The sequence below is a fragment of the Pseudomonas sp. UYIF39 genome, assembly GCF_029963765.1.
In the GTDB taxonomy this organism is placed as follows: domain Bacteria; phylum Pseudomonadota; class Gammaproteobacteria; order Pseudomonadales; family Pseudomonadaceae; genus Aquipseudomonas.
On the sequence record NZ_JALBYU010000014.1, the window covers coordinates 118,680 to 136,364 of the forward strand.

General features: G+C 58.4%; 16 protein-coding genes. 3 read left to right on the forward strand and 13 right to left on the reverse strand.

The features are described from left to right. Positions 1-356: 356 nt before the first annotated feature. Entirely contained in the window at positions 357-572 is a 216-nt protein-coding gene (gene rpsU, locus MO767_RS19390; protein WP_002551877.1) for a 30S ribosomal protein S21, read from the reverse strand. A 199-nt stretch (positions 573-771) separates the two neighbouring features. On the opposite strand from rpsU, the gene tsaD reads away from it, so the two are divergent. Beyond that, positions 772-1,797, forward strand: coding sequence for a tRNA (adenosine(37)-N6)-threonylcarbamoyltransferase complex transferase subunit TsaD (gene tsaD / locus MO767_RS19395; RefSeq protein ID WP_282481821.1), 1,026 nt, complete (start codon positions 772-774; stop codon positions 1,795-1,797). A 34-nt stretch (positions 1,798-1,831) separates the two neighbouring features. Here the strand turns inward: tsaD and plsY are convergent, their stop codons facing one another. Then, entirely contained in the window at positions 1,832-2,401 is a 570-nt protein-coding gene (plsY, locus tag MO767_RS19400; protein WP_282481822.1) for a glycerol-3-phosphate 1-O-acyltransferase PlsY, read from the reverse strand. Between the two features lie 74 nt (positions 2,402-2,475). Between plsY and folB the strand changes: the two genes are divergently transcribed. Continuing rightward, entirely contained in the window at positions 2,476-2,832 is a 357-nt protein-coding gene (gene folB / locus MO767_RS19405) for a dihydroneopterin aldolase (RefSeq protein WP_008008297.1), read from the forward strand. Next, complete coding sequence (gene folK, locus MO767_RS19410; protein ID WP_282481823.1) at positions 2,823-3,341, forward strand: 2-amino-4-hydroxy-6-hydroxymethyldihydropteridine diphosphokinase; 519 nt, start codon at positions 2,823-2,825, stop codon at positions 3,339-3,341. The genes folB and folK overlap by 10 nt, the downstream gene beginning before the upstream one ends. Before the next feature lie 88 nt (positions 3,342-3,429). On the opposite strand, the gene MO767_RS19415 is transcribed toward folK, so the two are convergent. The 11 genes from MO767_RS19415 to MO767_RS19465 all read right to left on the reverse strand — a co-directional run bounded on the left by MO767_RS19415 (position 3,430) and on the right by MO767_RS19465 (position 17,629). Continuing rightward, entirely contained in the window at positions 3,430-4,653 is a 1,224-nt protein-coding gene (locus MO767_RS19415; protein WP_282481824.1) for a multifunctional CCA addition/repair protein, read from the reverse strand. 63 nt (positions 4,654-4,716) lie between these two features. After that, positions 4,717-6,279 (reverse strand): SpoVR family protein, encoded by a 1,563-nt coding sequence (locus MO767_RS19420; RefSeq protein ID WP_282481825.1) that lies wholly within the window; start codon positions 6,277-6,279, stop codon positions 4,717-4,719. After that, positions 6,276-7,547 carry a YeaH/YhbH family protein gene (locus MO767_RS19425; RefSeq protein WP_282481826.1) on the reverse strand — a complete coding sequence of 424 codons (1,272 nt, stop codon included), beginning with the start codon at positions 7,545-7,547 and terminating at the stop codon, positions 6,276-6,278. Before MO767_RS19425 ends, MO767_RS19420 begins: the two co-directional genes overlap by 4 nt. A gap of 202 nt (positions 7,548-7,749) precedes the next feature. Next, positions 7,750-9,672: a PrkA family serine protein kinase gene (locus MO767_RS19430; protein WP_008147199.1), complete on the reverse strand. Its 1,923-nt coding sequence runs from the start codon at positions 9,670-9,672 to the stop codon at positions 7,750-7,752. Positions 9,673-9,968: 296 nt separating this feature from the next. Then, entirely contained in the window at positions 9,969-10,298 is a 330-nt protein-coding gene (glpE, locus tag MO767_RS19435) for a thiosulfate sulfurtransferase GlpE (RefSeq protein ID WP_008147200.1), read from the reverse strand. A gap of 33 nt (positions 10,299-10,331) precedes the next feature. Further along, positions 10,332-11,213 carry a symmetrical bis(5'-nucleosyl)-tetraphosphatase gene (locus MO767_RS19440; RefSeq protein WP_282481827.1) on the reverse strand — a complete coding sequence of 294 codons (882 nt, stop codon included), beginning with the start codon at positions 11,211-11,213 and terminating at the stop codon, positions 10,332-10,334. After that, positions 11,213-11,593, reverse strand: a complete 381-nt coding sequence (apaG, locus tag MO767_RS19445; protein WP_282481828.1) for a Co2+/Mg2+ efflux protein ApaG — start codon at positions 11,591-11,593, stop codon at positions 11,213-11,215. Before apaG ends, MO767_RS19440 begins: the two co-directional genes overlap by 1 nt. 121 nt (positions 11,594-11,714) lie before the next feature. Next, complete coding sequence (rsmA, locus tag MO767_RS19450) at positions 11,715-12,533, reverse strand: 16S rRNA (adenine(1518)-N(6)/adenine(1519)-N(6))-dimethyltransferase RsmA (RefSeq protein WP_033056215.1); 819 nt, start codon at positions 12,531-12,533, stop codon at positions 11,715-11,717. Next, positions 12,530-13,519, reverse strand: a complete 990-nt coding sequence (gene pdxA / locus MO767_RS19455) for a 4-hydroxythreonine-4-phosphate dehydrogenase PdxA (RefSeq protein WP_282481829.1) — start codon at positions 13,517-13,519, stop codon at positions 12,530-12,532. The genes rsmA and pdxA overlap by 4 nt, the downstream gene beginning before the upstream one ends. Next, positions 13,516-14,832: a peptidylprolyl isomerase SurA gene (gene surA, locus MO767_RS19460; protein WP_282481830.1), complete on the reverse strand. Its 1,317-nt coding sequence runs from the start codon at positions 14,830-14,832 to the stop codon at positions 13,516-13,518. The genes pdxA and surA overlap by 4 nt, the downstream gene beginning before the upstream one ends. Beyond that, positions 14,813-17,629 (reverse strand): LPS-assembly protein LptD, encoded by a 2,817-nt coding sequence (locus tag MO767_RS19465; protein WP_282481831.1) that lies wholly within the window; start codon positions 17,627-17,629, stop codon positions 14,813-14,815. The genes surA and MO767_RS19465 overlap by 20 nt, the downstream gene beginning before the upstream one ends. Positions 17,630-17,685 lie beyond the last annotated feature (56 nt).

A 17,685-nucleotide genomic window follows, 5' to 3' on the forward strand; every position in this document is an offset into this window, starting at 1 on the left:
ATCTGCCGAAAATCCACTGACGTTAGTACCAATCAGTATTCGACTATTTGAAAGTGTTGCGCTGAATCCGGCTGCGGCCTGTCGATGGCCTCGGATAGCTCATAAGCTGGCACGCAAGAAGGTGCCTTGGGCTGATCGTCGTGAGAGGAATCAGTGGGTGTGCTCGTCAGTAGCCTTGGAAGGCTCGTCAGAAAAGACGTGCACCGCTGGCAGAAGAGCCAGGTCTGACGCTGTGAAGCAGATTTGTCTCGGTCGCGTGTGCGGCTTTGACGGTGAAGCATCAAGCGTTTTCCGCAAATGCCATTAGCCCGGCTGAGGGCCGGGCTTGGCAGAAGCTTGCTACGAACGTCTGTGTATTAGTACAGACGAACGGCGCGGCGCTGTTCGCGCTGAACTTTCTTGGCGTGACGCTTAACAGCGGCTGCTGCTTTGCGCTTACGCTCAGAAGTAGGCTTCTCGTAGAATTCGCGGCTACGAACTTCAGCCAGTACACCGGCTTTTTCGCAGGAGCGCTTGAAACGACGCAGAGCTACGTCGAAGGGTTCGTTCTCTTTTACTTTGACGGCTGGCATCCAGAGCTACCTTCATTCATTACCGGGGTCAACATCCTCGTGGCAAAAGAGCACTTGAAGACGTCGGTTTTTAAGGGTTGCGGATGTTAACCCCTCATCGCTCGGAATGCAAAGCCTCTGATCGAAAACCGCTGGTCGGGGCATCACGTGGCGACTATTATGCGCGCCTTCGAATTCAGCCTAAACAAGGCGCAAACCCATGCTAGTACTGGGATTAGAAACCTCCTGCGACGAAACTGGTGTCGCATTATATGACAGTGAGCGCGGCCTGCTGGCCGACGCGCTGTTCAGCCAGATCGACCTGCACCGCGCCTATGGCGGGGTCGTGCCGGAGCTGGCCTCGCGGGACCACGTCAAACGCATGCTGCCCTTGATTCGTCAGGTGTTGGCCGAAGCTGACTGTGTGCCGACCGAGATCGACGCGATCGCTTATACCGCGGGTCCTGGCCTGGTCGGTGCCTTGCTCGTGGGCGCCTCTTGCGCTCAGGCGCTGGCCTTCGCCTGGGGTATTCCGGCGCTGGGTGTGCACCACATGGAAGGTCACCTGCTGGCGCCGATGCTGGAGTCGCAACCACCGCAATTCCCGTTCGTCGCTTTGTTGGTGTCTGGCGGTCATACGCAGCTGGTTCAGGTCGACGGGATCGGTCAATACACGCTGTTGGGCGAGACCCTCGACGATGCCGCCGGTGAAGCTTTTGACAAGACCGCGAAGATGATGGGGCTCAATTATCCGGGTGGTCCGGAAATCGCTCGACTGGCGGAACAAGGGGTTGCAGGACGTTTCACTTTCCCGCGCCCGATGTGCGACCGTCCAGGACTGGCTTTCAGTTTCAGTGGCTTGAAAACCTTCGCCCTGAACACCTGGCAGCAGAGCGTCAGCGCCGGGGACGACAGCGAGCAAGCCCGTTGCGACATCTCGCTGGCGTTCCAGCAGGCCGTGGTGGAGACTTTGACCATCAAGTGCAAGCGTGCCCTGAAACAGGCCAGCATGAAGCGTCTGGTGATCGCTGGCGGCGTCAGCGCCAACAAGGCACTGCGTACCTCACTGGAGAAGATGCTCGGCGACATGAAGGGTGATGTTTTTTATGCTCGTCCGGAGTTCTGCACCGACAACGGCGCGATGATTGCCTTTGCCGGCTGCCAGCGTTTGCAGGCCGGTCAGCATGAAAGCCTGGCGATCAGCGTGCAGGCGCGTTGGCCGATGGAGCAATTGTCGGCGCTGTGATGATGTGCGGGATGGCCGCGCTCATGTCCGGTATTTAAAAATGCCGTTCGCGCCCGGCAAACAGGTCGCGTAGATTGCCCCGGTGGCGCCAGACGATCAGTCCCGTGATTGCGCTCATGGGCAGCAGTGCCGCCGGCTCCTGCCAGGCCAGCAACGGCAGGGTCAGCGGTGTGGCGATCAAGGCCGCCAGTGAGCTGGTGCGAGTCAGGTAGAACGTCAGCAGCCAGGCGCAAACCGCCAGCAGCGCGGCGGGCGGGTAGAGACCCAGCAACATGCCGGCAGCGGTGGCGACACCCTTGCCACCGCGAAAGCGAAAGTACAGCGGGAACAGGTGACCGATAACGGCACACACGCCGATCCAGGCCTGTTCTTGAAGCGAAAGGTCCGCAACGCCGGCGATCAGTACGGGTAGCAGGCCTTTGAAGAGGTCCCCGATCAAGGTCAGGACGGCGAGTTTCTTGCCGGCCAGGCGCAACATGTTGGTGGCGCCGGCATTGCCCGAGCCACTCATTCGCGGATCGGGGTTACCGGTCAGGCGGCTGAGCAAGATGGCGAAGGACAGAGAGCCGAGCAGGTAGGCGAGGGTCGCCAGTAACCAAAACATGCTAACTATTCCGGGCAAGGACGCCCTGATTCTAACGGCGCATTGCGCCCTTGTCGTGCAGCGGAGAAAAGTGCTTGGACAGAGTGTTTATCGAGGGCCTGGAAGTCGACACCGTGATTGGTGCCTATGACTGGGAACGAGGCATCCGACAGTGCTTGCGTCTTGACCTGAGTTTCGCCTGGGATAATCGCCCGGCCGCCGCCGGTGATGACCTGACTCTGGCGCTCGATTACGCCAGTGTGTCGTCGCGTATCCAGGCTTTTGCCGAGCAGGCGCAGTTCCAGCTGGTCGAGACCTTCGCCGAGCGTCTGGCTGAAGTCCTGATGAGCGAATTCAACATCACCTGGATGCGCCTCAAGCTGACCAAGCCAGGCGCCATCCCGGCTGCCACGGGTGGTGTGGGCGTGGAGATCGAGCGCGGATGTCGCTGACTCAGGTGTTTCTCGGGCTCGGTAGCAATATCGAGCGCGAATCCCATTTGCAGGCTGGCCTGGAAGCCTTGGCAGGTTTCCTGGTGGATATACGCTGCTCGGCAGTGTTCGAAAGCCAGCCGGTGGGAATCAAGAGCGGGCCATTCTTCAATTTTGTGGTGTCGGCTTTTACCGATTTGCCGCTGATGGAGCTGGATCGCCGGCTGAAATTCATCGAGGCAGACAACGGCCGTTATGCGCCGGATCGCAAGGGGTTGCCGCTGGATATCGACGTGCTGCTGTTCGGCGATCTGGTGGGCAACTTTGATGGCTTGATACTGCCGCGGGCGGAAATTCTGAAAAATGCCTTTGTGCTGTGGCCGTTGTCGCTGATTGCGCCGGATCGCGTGCATCCAGGTGTAGGCAAGAGTTTTGCGGCTTTGTGGCGCGAGGCGCAGATTGATCAGGTGTTGGCGCCGGTGGCGTTCGAGTGGCGCGGTGAGCAGCTGACGCCCTCAAATTTGCTGTAAAGCAAAAGATTGCAGCCTTCGGCAGCTCCTGCATGGATTGATTTGCGCCCCGTAGGAGATGCCGAAGGCTGCGATCTTTTGCCCTTGCTTAGGCTTTTTCTTTGTAAGCCTTCAGCGCCTTGAGCCGTTCGCGCTTGATCGCCTCGCCCAGCTCCGGCCCCTTGAATCCCTTCTCCAGCAGCGGCTGAACCGCTACGGTCCGAGCAGCATTTGCCGCCCCCCGCAAATAATCAGCCTGTGGATAACTTCGCTGCTCCAGCCCTTTACGTCCACGCGCGTCCATCTCGCACGCCGCGATAAATTCCTCGAACCGCTGCGGCCGACGGTAAATGTCAAAACTCTGCAGCAACTCCAGCAAAGTCGACGGCTTCAGCTCCAGGGCGCGATGGCCGTGGGTGTGATATTCGCCCGCCAGCAGAGCCAGCTCCTGACAGTCCTTCGGCGCCTTGAAGCGTTCGTTGACCGCTTTGATCAGTTTCAGGCCCTTGTGCTCATGAGCAATGTGTCGGGGCCACTCCTCTTCGGGCGTCAGTCCCTTGCCGAGGTCGTGCAGCAGGCAGGCCCAGCGCACGGTAAGTGGTTGTTTGTGCCGCGCCGCTTGCTCCAGCACGCTCAATATGTGCACGCCCGTGTCGATTTCCGGATGGTGGGCTTCCGGTTGCGGTACGCCGAACAGGGCATCGACTTCCGGCATCAATACCTTGAGAGCGCCACACTCGCGCAGCACTTCGATGAATACCTGGGGTTGGTCTTCCATCAGAGCGCGGGAGATTTCCTTCCAGCTGCGTTCCGCGGTCAAGGCCTCCAGTTCGCCTGATTCGCTGAGTTGGCGCATCAGCTCCAGTGTCTCCGGCGCCACGGTGAAACCGAGCCCCGCATAACGAGCTGCGAAGCGGGCAACGCGCAGAACCCTGAGCGGATCTTCGGCGAATGCGGGGGAAACGTGACGAAGCAAGCGCGCCTCTAGATCGCGCTGGCCGTGGTAAGGATCGGTCAGGTTCTGTTGATCGTCTTCAGCCATGGCATTGATGGTCAGGTCACGACGGATCAGGTCTTCTTCAAGGGTAACTTCGGGGCTGGCGTGAAAGGTAAAGCCGCCGTAACCGCGTCCGCTTTTGCGCTCGGTCCGGGCGAGGGCGTATTCCTCGCCGCTTTTGGGATGAAGAAAAACCGGGAAATCCGCACCCACCGGGCGAAAGCCCTTGGCGAGCATTTCTTCAGTGGTGGCACCAACCACAACCCAGTCGATGTCTGTGACAGGCTTGCCCAGCAGGTGATCGCGTACCGCACCGCCGACTTTAAAAATCTGCATAAAAAACCTCCGTTAGCCCGACAGAATAACCTTTGCGTCGAACCTCCGGAGGCAGAAACAGGATCAAAGATGGATGACAGCCAGGTCCAACCGGCCGTAGTCCCCCTCGCTGTGTTCGCTTCTGGGCGGAACATGGTGGACTTTCATGACCTGGTCGCCTTGCAGGGTTTCCAGGTGAATGTCGAAGCCCCACAACCTATGCAGGTGCTTGAGCACTTCCTCGGTGGACTCGCCCAGCGGTTTGCGGTCGTGTTGCTGGTGACGCAGGGTTAGAGAGCGGTCGCCGCGCCGATCGATGCTGTAGATCTGCACGTTGGGTTCGCGATTGCCGAGGTTGTATTGTGCCGCCAGGGTTTCACGGATGATCCGGTAGCCCGGCTCATCGTGAATGGCTGGCACCAGCAGATCGTCCTTCTGGTCGTCATCAAGAATGCTGAACAACTTCAGGTCACGGATCACCTGGGGTGACAGGTACTGCAGGATGAAGCTTTCATCCTTGAAGCTACTCATGGCGAACTTGATGCTCGACAGCCAGTCGGTGCCGGCAATCTCAGGGAACCAGCGGTAGTCCTCTTCGGTCGGGTGTTCACACATGCGGCGAATGTCCCGGTACATGGCAAAACCCAGGGTGTAGGGGTTGATGCCGTTGTAGTAGGGGCTGTCGAAGCCGGGTTGATAGACCACGCTGGTGTGGGACGTCAAAAACTCCATCATGAAGCCGTCGGTCACCAGGCCTTCGTCATACAGGTCGTTCATCAGGGTGTAATGCCAGAACGTGGCCCAACCCTCGTTCATCACCTGAGTCTGACGTTGCGGGTAGAAATACTGAGCGATCTTGCGCACGATCCGTACGATTTCCCGCTGCCATGGCTCCAGCAGCGGTGCGTGTTTTTCGATGAAGTAGAGGATATTTTCCTGAGGTTCAGCGGGGAAGCGCGCGTTGTCCTTGTCGCTGTACTTGTCTGCACCTTTTGGAATGGTCCGCCACAGATCGTTGATCTGTTTCTGCAAATGCTCTTCCCGATCCTTTTGCCGGCGACGTTCTTCTTCGGCGGAAATCGGATAGGGTCGTTTGTAGCGATCGACCCCATAGTTCATCAGGGCGTGGCAGGAATCCAGAAGGTCCTCGACTGCGTCGATACCGTGGCGCTCCTCGCATTGCATGATGTATTGCTTGGCGAAGACCAGGTAATCGATGATCGAACTGGCGTCAGTCCAGGTGCGGAACAGGTAGTTGCCTTTGAAAAAACTGTTATGCCCGTAGCAGGCATGGGCGACGACCAACGCCTGCATGCAGATGGTGTTTTCTTCCATCAAATACGCGATGCACGGGTCCGAGTTGATCACGATTTCGTACGCCAGCCCCATCTGGCCGCGAGAGTAGGATTTCTCGGTGCTGAGGAAGTGTTTGCCGTAGGACCAATGGTGATAACCCAGCGGCATGCCGACGGAGGCATAGGCGTCCATCATCTGCTCGGCGGTGATCACCTCGATCTGGTTAGGGTAAGTATCGAGTGCGTAACGAGCCGCCAGACGACTGATTTCTTTGTCGTAGGCCTGAATCAGCTCGAACGTCCATTCGGAACCGGTGGAAATGGGTTGGCGCTTCTGCTCTTTGGCGGTCATGTCACTAACCTGCGCTGGAAGAGTTCACGGAAGACCGGATAGATATCCCCGGCCGAGACCAGTTGTTGCTGGGCAAAAGTCTCAGAGAAGGCTTCGGCGATGCGTTCGTACTCGAACCACAAGGCCTGATGTTCGCGCGGGGTGATCTCAACGTAAGTGTAGTACTGCACGAACGGCATGATCTGGTTGATCAGAATGTCGCGGCAGATCGGTGAGTCGTCGTTCCAGTTATCGCCGTCGGAGGCTTGAGCGGCATAGATATTCCACTCATTGCTCGGATAGCGTTCGGCCATGATCTCCTGCATCAGTTTCAAGGCGCTGGAAACGATGGTGCCGCCGGTTTCGCGAGAATAGAAAAACTCTTCTTCATCCACTTCCCTGGCACTCGTGTGGTGGCGGATGAACACGACGTCGATCTTGTCGTAGTTACGCTTGAGAAACAGGTACAGCAGGATAAAGAAACGCTTGGCGATGTCCTTGGTCGCTTGGGTCATGGAGCCGGACACGTCCATCAGGCAGAACATCACCGCCTTGGAGCTGGGGTTGGGTTGCTTGATGAGCAGGTTGTACTTGAGGTCGAAGGTATCGAGGAACGGTACGCGATGAATGCGAGCACTGAGTTTTTCGATTTCTGCTTCGACTTCCTGAATATCGCCGAAGTTGTCTGGCTCATCACGCTTGAGTCGCAGCAGTTCTTCCTTGGCTTCGCGTAATTTTGCCCGGCTGCTGCCAGACAGGGCGATTCGCCGTGCATGGGCCGAGCGCAAGGTGCGGATAATGTTGATCCGCGACGGATTGCCCTCGTTACTGATCCCGGCACGAACGGTCTTGAAGGTGTCGGTGCCGGTCAGGTTGCGCTTGACCAGGTTCGGTAGCTCAAGGTCCTCGAACATGAATTCGAGGAATTCCTCCTGGGTGATCTGGAAGACGAATTCGTCCATCCCTTCGCCCGAATTGCCGGCCTTGCCGGGGCCTCTGCCACCGCCACCTCCGGGCGGGCGGGCAATGTGCTCGCCGCTGGTGAATTCCTTGTTGCCTGGGTGCACGACTGTCTGCTTGCCACCGCGACCGTGGTGAAGCACCGGCTCGTCAATATCGCGGCCGGGGATGCTGATCTGTTCGCCGTGTTCCATATCGGTAATGGAGCGCCGGCTGACCGCCTCTTCGACAGCCTTTTTGATGTGATCACGGTAACGCCGCAGAAACCGCTGACGGTTCACCGTGCTTTTGTTCTTGCCATTGAGACGTCGGTCGATCACATAGCTCATGACTGCTCCTTAGAAGCTGTCCTGAAAGGGGCGAGCGGTTATGCAGCATCGACGGTGCCAAGGGATGTTCACGCTCCCCCAAGCGCTTTTGGACGCTGACTGAACCTCGCTACCGACTTTCGAACACCTTCCAGAGGTTTGTGTAACAGAAAATGCGTACACAGGCCTCTGGCTGACGACAACCGGTCTGACCGGCAGCGGGTTATTGTGATTTTCTGACCCGCAAGTACCACTCGGACAGCAGTCGTACCTGTTTGTCGGTGTAGCCCCGCTCGACCATCCGTGTGACGAAGTCGTTGTGCTTCTGCTGGTCCTCTTTGCTGGCCTTGGCGTTGAAGCTGATGACTGGCAGGAGGTCCTCGGTGTTGGAGAACATTTTCTTCTCGATGACCACCCGCAGTTTTTCGTAGCTGAGCCAGGTCGGGTTCTTGCCGTTGTTATTGGCCCGGGCGCGCAGTACGAAGTTGACGATTTCATTGCGGAAATCCTTCGGATTGCTGATGCCGGCCGGTTTTTCGATTTTCTCCAGTTCTTCGTTCAGCGCTACGCGGTTGAGGATTTCGCCGGTTTCCGGGTCGCGGTATTCCTGGTCCTGGATCCAGAAGTCGGCGTACAGCACATAGCGATCGAAGATGTTCTGGCCATACTCGCTGTAAGACTCGAGGTAGGCGGTCTGGATTTCCTTGCCGATGAACTCGATATAACGCGGTGCCAGGTACTCCTTGAGGAAGCGCAGATAGCGTTCGCGGGTTTCCGCCTGGAATTGTTCCTGTTCGATCTGTTGTTCCAGCACGTAAAGCAAGTGCACCGGGTTGGCAGCGATTTCGTGAGGATCGAAGTTGAACACTTTCGACAGGATCTTGAACGCGAAACGGGTCGACAAGCCGTTCATGCCTTCGTCGACACCCGCGTTGTCACGGTATTCCTGGATCGACTTGGCCTTCGGATCGGTATCCTTGAGGTTTTCGCCGTCATACACGCGCATTTTGGAGTAGATATTGGAGTTTTCTGGCTCTTTCAGTCGCGAGAGTACGGTGAACTGGGCAAGCATCTTCAGGGTGTCAGGCGCGCAGTGAGCCTTGGCCAGGGAGCTATTGAACAAGAGCTTGTCGTAGATCTTCACTTCGTCGCTGACTCGCAGGCAGTACGGCACTTTGACGATGTAGATCCGGTCGATGAAGGCTTCGTTGTTTTTGTTGTTGCGGAAGGTGTGCCATTCCGATTCGTTGGAGTGGGCCAACAGGATCCCGGTAAACGGAATTGCCCCCAGACCTTCGGTACTGTTGTAGTTGCCTTCCTGGGTGGCGGTCAGCAGTGGGTGCAGCACCTTGATCGGTGCCTTGAACATTTCGACGAATTCCATCAGGCCCTGGTTGGCCCGGCACAGTGCGCCCGAGTAGCTGTAGGCATCGGCGTCGTTCTGTGGGTATTCCTCCAGTTTGCGGATATCGACCTTGCCCACCAGTGCCGAGATGTCCTGGTTGTTTTCATCTCCCGGCTCGGTTTTGGCTACCGCGATCTGATTGAGGATCGACGGATAGAGTTTCACCACGCGGAACTGGCTGATGTCGCCGCCGAACTCGGCCAGGCGCTTGGTGGCCCATGGCGACATGATGGTGTTGAGGTAGCGCCGTGGAATGCCGAAGTCTTCTTCGAGGATCGCGCCATCTTCAGTGGCGTTGAACAGACCCAGAGGCGATTCGAATACCGGCGAGCCCTTGATCGCGTAGAAGGGTACTTTTTCGATCAGCTGTTTCAGCTTCTCGGCCAGGGACGATTTACCGCCACCCACAGGGCCGAGCAAATAGAGAATCTGTTTCTTCTCTTCCAGGCCCTGAGCGGCATGGCGGAAATACGACACGATCTGGTCAATGCATTCTTCCATCCCGTGGAAGTCTTCAAAGGCCGGATAGCGGCGGATTACCTTGTTGGAAAAGATTCGTGACAGCCTCGAGTTGGCCGAGGTGTCGAGGAGCTCCGGTTCACCGATGGCCAGTAACAGACGCTCGGCGGCGGAGGCATAGGCGCTGCGGTCGCTTTTGCACAGCTCAAGATACTCTTGCAGCGAGAGTTCTTCCTGGCGTGTGGACTCGAAGCGTTGTTGGAAGTGGCTAAAGATACTCATGACGTCACCTCGCTCGATACGTGGAGCCGACGCCGGATCATTCAGTCGATGCTGGCAGCGACCGAATATGCAGTCGCTGTTTACCCCCCAGAACTCTTTCGAAGCTGACTACCCCGAAAGCTACTCCCGATGACCCGCGCGCCGGTGTACCGGCTCTCCCCTGTTTTGGATGGCCTGCGCTTAAGGATAGTTGGGAATTCGGGAGGTAAAGGCGAGATACGTAATTAGTTGTGGCAGACCGTTCGTCTGCCACCGCGCGAGCCCGCGGGGGCCGGGGCTTGCGCGTTACAAAAAAATTATTCGGAAGTGCCTTGCGCCGTTTCCGAAGGGTAAGTCGTACGCCACAGTTCAAAACCGCCATCCATGCTGTAGACGTCGGAGAAGCCCTGACTAATGAGGTACGCAGCGGCGCTCTGACTGGAATTGCCGTGGTAGCAGACGACCACGGTCGGTGCGTCGAGGTCGGCAGCGCGGATGAAATCCGAGATGGAGTGGTTATCCAGATGCTTCGAACCGGCTATGTGCAGTGCGGCAAAGGTCGCTGGGTCGCGAACATCGACCACCACCGCGCCTTGTTCGCGCAGGGCCTGGGCCTGTTCCGGGGGGATACGTTTGAATTCGCTCATTGCGGGCTCCTGTGGCTCGGCTGAAAGCGCAGTCTAGCGCGGGGCGCTAGCTGACGATGGATCGGGGATAAGTGCGGCGACTGGCGGCAGGGCAAGGCCATGCTCGTCGCATTTGCAAGACAGGCGTTCACCGCTGTCGACATTCATGAGGGTCAGGGCGCCGCCCCAGACACAACCGGTGTCGAGGGCCGAGATGCCCGGCTCATTGCATCGGCCTTCCAGAGCGGCCCAGTGGCCGAAGATGATCTTCAGGCCCTTGGTCTTGCGCTCTTTGTGCTGAAACCAGGGTTTGTAGCCCGGTGGCGCATTGTCGAGGCCTTCCTTGCTTTTGAGGTCAAGCTTGCCCTCGGCGGTACAAAACCGCATGCGGGTGAAATAGTTGGTGATCACTCGCAGGCGTGTCACGCCTTTGAGGTCGTTGTCCCATTTCGCCGGATCGTTGCCGTACATGCCATCGAGGTAGGGCGGCAACAGGTTGTCATCGCGCAATGCCGTCTCGACTTCGGCGGCATACTTCAAGGCCTTGCGCAGTGACCACTGGGGCGGAATGCCCGCATGTACCAGCGCGACATCGCGCTGTTCGTCGTAGTGCATGAGCTTTTGCTGACGCAGCCACTCCAGCAGTTCCGCGCAATCGGGCGCTGCGAGAATCTCGAGCAGGGTGTCGGACTTCTTCAAGCGTTCGATGTTTTTCCCGGCCGCCAGCAGGTGCAGGTCATGGTTGCCGAGCACGCACACCAGCGATTCGCGGATGCTATAGAGGAAGCGCAAGGTGTCCAGGGACTGCGGGCCACGGTTGACCAGATCGCCTACCAGCCACAGACGATCCCGTGTCGGGTCGAAGGCGACCTGCTTGAGCAGGCATTGCAATGCTTGAAGGCAGCCTTGCAGATCGCCGACGGCGTACGTTGCCATCAGTGCAGGGCTCCGGGCACAGCCAGACGGAATGGGGCGATGATGGCGTCGAAGTGTTTGCCGTCGTCGGCAACCATTTCATAAGAGCCCTGCATCGTGCCGACCTTGGAGGTCATGACGGTGCCGCTGCTGTAGGTGTGGCTTTCGCCCACGTCGATCAACGGCTGCTGGCCAACAACGCCCGCACCGCGAACCTCTTCGACATGCCCGTCACCGTCGGTGATCACCCAGTGCCGCGACAACAGTTTGGCCGGTAGCTCGCCATTGTTGTGCACGGTGATGGTGTAGGCGAAGGCAAAGCGGTTTTGCTCGGGTTGCGATTGTTCTGCCAGATAGCGGGTGACGACGCTGACGTCGACCTGGTAACGAGGATCGGACATGCAAGAGGCCTTAAACGAAGCGGAACGCGGGGCGTAGCTGATGGAACTCAGTCTAGGCCAAGTATCGGGTAGTAAACCAGACATGAAGGCTGGTGTCCTACCCGATAACGCTCATTGCCTGTCAGTCGGCGGCGGGCGTCTGTAGGACTTGTTCGCTGAGCTTGTCGGCAAGGCGCACGAAGGCGGCCAGATCGAGTTGTTCGGGACGCAGGCTGCCATCAACGCCGGCGGCTTCGATTTCAGCATTGCTCAGCAGCAGTTTGAGGGTGTTGCGCAGGGTCTTGCGGCGCTGGTTAAAGGCTTCGCGCACGACACGCTCCAACAGCTTGTGATCCTTGGCCGGGTGCGGCAGCACCGCATGGGGCACCAGGCGCACGATGGCCGAATCGACTTTGGGCGGCGGATTGAATGCGCCCGGACCAACGTTGAACAGATGCTCAACCCGGCAGTGATACTGAACCATGATCGACAAGCGACCCCAGTCACCACCGCCTGGGCCTGCTGCCAGGCGCTCGACCACTTCCTTTTGCAGCATGAAATGCATGTCGCGAATCAGACTGGCGTTATGCAGCAGGTGAAAAATCAGCGGCGTAGAGATGTTGTACGGCAGGTTGCCGACCACCCGCAGGCTGTTCGGCGCGGCGTTCAGGCTGGTGAAGTCGAACTTCAGCGCGTCGCCCTGATGCAGGTTGAAATTGCTCTTGCTGGCAAATTGCTGGTTGAGGATCGGGATCAGATCCTTGTCCAGTTCCACCACGTCCAACTGGGCGCCGCTGTTTAGCAGGCCTTGGGTTAGCGCACCCTGGCCAGGGCCGATTTCCAGAAGGCGGTCTTCGGGCTTGGCGTGGATAGCGCGCAGGATGCGGTCGATTACGCCGGCATCGTGCAGGAAGTTCTGGCCGAAGCGCTTGCGCGCCCGGTGTTGGTAATGCTCGGTCATAAACGGGTCTCGGCCATCTGGTAGGCGGTTTCCAGGGCGACTTGCAGGCTGCCGGTATCGATTTTGCCGCTGCCGGCCAGGTCCAGGGCGGTGCCGTGGTCGACCGATGTGCGGATGATCGGCAAGCCGAGGGTCACGTTGACTGCCGCGCCGAAGCCTTTGTACTTCAGCACAGGCAGGCCCTGGTCGTGGTACATCGCCAGCACTGCATCGCAGTGCTCCAGATACTTGGGGGTAAACAGAGTGTCGGCGGGCAGGGGGCCACGAAGGTCCATTCCTTCGCCGCGCAGGCGCTCTAATGTAGGTTCGATGATGTCGATTTCTTCATGGCCCAGGTGTCCGCCTTCGCCGGCGTGGGGGTTGAGCCCACACACGAGGATGCGTGGCCGGGCAATGCCGAATTTTTCTTGTAGGTCGGCGTGCAGGATTCGCGTGACCCGTTCCAGACGCTCCGGCGTGATCGCATCGGCAATCTCGCGAAGAGGCAGGTGAGTGGTGACCAGCGCCACGCGCAAACCGCGAGTGGCGAGCATCATCACCACTTGGGCGGTATGGGTCAGGTCGGCGAGAAATTCTGTGTGCCCGGAAAAGGCGATCCCGGATTCATTGATCACGCCCTTGTGCACAGGGGCCGTGATCATGCCGGCAAAATGCCCGTCCAGGCAGCCTTGGCCAGCTCGAGTCAGAGTTTCGAGAACGAACGCCGCATTGGCTTTGTCCAGTTGCCCGGCAGTGACCTTGGCGTTGAGCGGTGTATCCCAGACATACAGGCTGTTGGCTGGCGCGGGTACATCCGGCCAGTTGTCCGGGGTGACCGGCAGCAAATCGACAACCACACCCAGCTGCACGGCCCGCTCAAGGAGCAGGTCGCGGCTGGTAATGGCAATCAGGGGGTGGGGCTGGGCTTGCGAGGCGAGCAGCAGGCACAGGTCGGGACCTATGCCGGCCGGTTCGCCGGGTGTCAGCGCGAAACGTTTGGGGTTCACTGCGCTGCCTGGTCTGCACCAGGGAGTTTGATCTCTACGTACGCTTCGTCACGGATCTGACGCAGCCAGGTTTGCAGCTCTTCGTCGTATTTGCGGTTACGCAATACAGTCATTGCTTGCTGCTCGCGGGCCTGGGTGGTGCTGTCAGTGGCGCGACGGCCAAGGACTTCCAGAACGTGCCAGCCATATTGGGTCTGGAACGGCTTGGATAGCTGACCTTGTGGGGTCTTGGCCATCACTTCGCGGAATTCAGGCACCAATGCATTCGGATCGATCCAGTTCAGATCGCCACCGTTGAGGGCGGAACCCGGATCTTCCGAGAAGCTTTTCGCCAGTTCGCCGAAATCTTCGCCCGCTTCGATTCGGGAGTAGAGCGACTGAGCCAGGGCTTTGGTTTTTGCTTCGTCGCGGATCGGACTCGGTTTTACCAGGATATGACGCACGTGCACTTCATCGCGTGTCTGGGTCTCACCGCCACGCTTGTCGAGGATCTTCAGGATGATGAAACCGCCCGGTGTGCGCATTGGCTGGGTAATGTCGCCGACAGCCATGGTGCTCAGCATGCGATCGAACGGAGGTGGCAGTTGACCGGCTTTACGCCAGCCCATGTCGCCACCTTCCAGTGCGGTTTCGCTGGCGGATTTGGCGATTGCCAACTGACCGAAGTCAGCGCCTTGCTTGAGCTGCTGGTAAACCGCGTCTGCCTGTTTGGCTGCATTCTGAATCGCGTCGGAGTTGGCGCTTTCCGGCGTAGGAATCAGGATGTTGGCCAGGCGGAATTCTTCGGATAGCTGCATTTTGCCAAGGTCGGAAGCGAGGAAGTTCTTCACTTCCTGTTCGGAAACCTGGATGCGCTCGGCTACACGACGCTGACGCACACGGCTGATGACCATCTCGCGGCGAATCTGGTCACGGGCGTCGTCGTAAGACAGACCGTCGCGAGTCAGGGCGGCGCGAAATTGATCCACGGACATGTTGTTGCGCTGGGCAATGGTGCCGACAGCCTGGTTCAGTTCTTCATCGGTAATGCGGATGCCGGAACGTTCGCCGATCTGCAGTTGCAGGTTTTCGACGATCAGACGTTCAAGCACCTGCTGATCCAGCACGTTGGCCGGTGGTACAGCAGAGCCGCGTTTGGCGATGGTTTGCTGAACCTCATGAACGCGTTGGTCCAGTTGGCTCTGCATGACCACGTCGTTATCGACAATGGCCACCACTTTATCGATGGACTGCACCGCGGCGTTCGCCGCGGTACCCAGGAACAGCGCGCCCAGCATCAGCGGGCGCAGACAATCAGAAAGCTTGGTCTTCACGTTCACGATAACCTTGGATGCCTTTGTCGAGGAAGCTCTCTACTTTGGCGCCGGTGAGGCCGCCGAGTCCCTTCAGAACAATTTGTAGGAAGATGCCGTGGTCGCCTTTTTCGTTTTCCGGGGCGTTCTGACTGAACTCGTCATACGAAACCCAGTAACGGTTGATCAGGCGCAGTTTCCAGCAGCAGTTGTCGTACTCGAAACCACCGAAAGCTTCTAGGGTACGGTTACGGTTGTAGTCATACTGCCAGCGGCTGATGGCGTTCCATTGCGGCACGATCGGCCAGATCACCGAGAAGTCGTGCTGCTCAATTTTGTAGTAGTCCTTCACGTAGCCAGGTTGGCCAGGGGTGCCGTAGTCACCACCGCCGACTTGCCATTTACCGGTGTTCTGGTCGTAACGGACCTGGTCATTACGATAGCGATAGCCGGCGTTGATGACCTTGTTCGGGTTGTCTTCAGGCTGGTAGTGGAACATCGCGCTGCCCGAGCGTGGGCTGCGGCTGTCCGGGTCCCAGTTGTAATCGGCCGTGGTGCGCCAATCGCGGTTCCAGCGATATTCGTATTCCAGCGCATATGGTGAAACGTTGGCATGCGCGTCGTCGCGAGTTTTTGGATCGATACCCGGCAACTGGACTTCGCGATCCTTGAAATACATGGCCTGGCCGATGCTGATGCGTTGACGCTCGAAGCCATTGTCTTCGATCCAGCGGTTGGTTATGCCCAGAGACAGTTTGTTCTCGTCGCCGACGCGGTCGGAGCCGGAGAAGCGGTTGTCACGGAACAGCGACGCGTAGTTGAAGGTGTATTCGCTGGTGTCGAATACCGGAATGTCTTCCTGATCCTTTTCAGGCACGTACAGGTAGAACAGGCGCGGTTCTAGGGTCTGGCGATAGTTCTTGCCGAACCATTGGGTGTTGCGATCGAAGTACAGGCCGCTGTCAATGCTTGCAATCGGCACGCCACGGTTCTGGCTGCTGCCGAAATTACCATTGAAGTTTTCAGTCCCGGCTGCAGCTGCGGCTTGATCCTGGGCGGCGATCTGGCTCTTGCCGGTACCGTCCAGATCCAGTTGGTACTGGGTGTATTGGTATTTGAGCGATGGCTTCACGAAGCCATAAGTCCAGTCCAGCGGCAGGCTGATCGCCGGTTTGAGATTCAAACGGTCGCCGTTGGCACGTGCCAAGCCTTGAACGTTGTTATCAAGACGCGGTTCGACGGTGCCATCTTCGTTTACGAAGTTACCGTTCTTCAAATCACGGTCGAAGCGTACGACTTCTGTCTCGTAGTCGAAGTTCAGGCCACTTGGGTGAGTCGGCAACTGACCATTGAAAGTGATCTGCGGCAAGCGGTCGTACGGCGTAATGTCCGAAACGGTCGCGAGCTGATAAGCCTGGGCGTTCACACGAGCGGTGTAGCTGTCGCCACGATAGGTGACGGAACCCTGCTGGTTCACGAAGTCAGCGCTTTTCACCCCGATCTGGTCGGTTTGCAGGTCCTGGAAGTAATACGGATCGCTGAGCTTGGTGTAATCGACTTGCGTCAGAACGCGCGAGTCGAGACCGCCCTTGTGCTGCCAGTTATACATGTAGCGGTTTTTCTGGTAATCGGTCTGCTTGCTGCGATCGGTGTCTTCGTCATTGAGGTACGCGGCGCCGAACTGACCTTCGCTGGACGGGGTCAGGTAACGGAACTCACCTTCCATCAACAGCCCGTGCTTGCTCATGTAGCGCGGGTACAACGTGGCATCGTAGTTCGGTGCCAGGTTGAAGTAATACGGTGTAACCAGCATGAAGCCGGTATCGGTGCCGGTGCCGATGGTCGGCGGCAGGAAGCCGGACTGGCGACGGTCGTCGATCGGGAAATAGATGTACGGCGTGTAAAGGACCGGAATGTCCTTGACCCGCAGCGTCACGTTGGTCGCGGTACCGAAGCCGGTGGCCGGGTTCAAGGTGATGTTGTTGCCCTTGAGCTGCCAGGCGTTGCTGTCCGGTTCGCACGTGGTGTACGTACCATCCTTGAGGCGGATGATCGCGTTCTCGGCACGTTTTGCGTACAGCGCGTTACCGCGGATACGGGATTTATGCATCACGTATTCGGCGTTGTCGACCTTGGCTTCACCGGTGTCGAGCTGCACGTCGGCGTGGTCGCCCACGATCAGCGCGCCGTTGTCGCGAATACGGACGTTGCCGCTCAGTTCGCCACGGCTCTCGGCCTGGTACAGGTTCGCTTCGTCGGCTTCGACCTGCATGCTGCCCTGGCGCATGACCACGTCACCCGCGAGGGTCGCGACCTGCTCATCCTGCTTATAACGAGAGGCTTTGGCGCCGAGAAAGGTTGGAGCGTCACTTTTATTCGTCTTGTCATTCATGCCAGGACGAATCGGTTCGATATAGGAACCAGCGCAGTAAGGACCGGTTTCGGCCAATTGCGCTGCAGTGAGCTTCTCGCGCGGAACCCAGTCGAGGTGACTGTAGTCTTCGCTACGCGACTTCAGGCCACGGCCCTTGGAATCAGTCACCAGCACAGGCTTGGCACCGGTGTCTTGACTAAAACCGCTGTCAGCGGGAGTCTCGCCGCTCGTGCTTACCGCCGCACTGCCGTCATGGACGGGGCGAGGTGGCAGCGCAGCTGCTGGAGATTTTGGCGCACAGTTCCAGGCACCCGAAGCAGAGACTGAGCAGTCATACTGTTCCGCGGCGACCACGAACGAAGTGGCTAGAGGTTGCAGGGCCAGCAGACTGCCGGTAACCAACAACGGAAATTTTTTACGAAACGCGGGGGATTTCAATGCCATCTTATTAGTCCGGGCTTCCTGCGTGCCATCTGCCCGCGGTGTGGGCCGCACGCCTC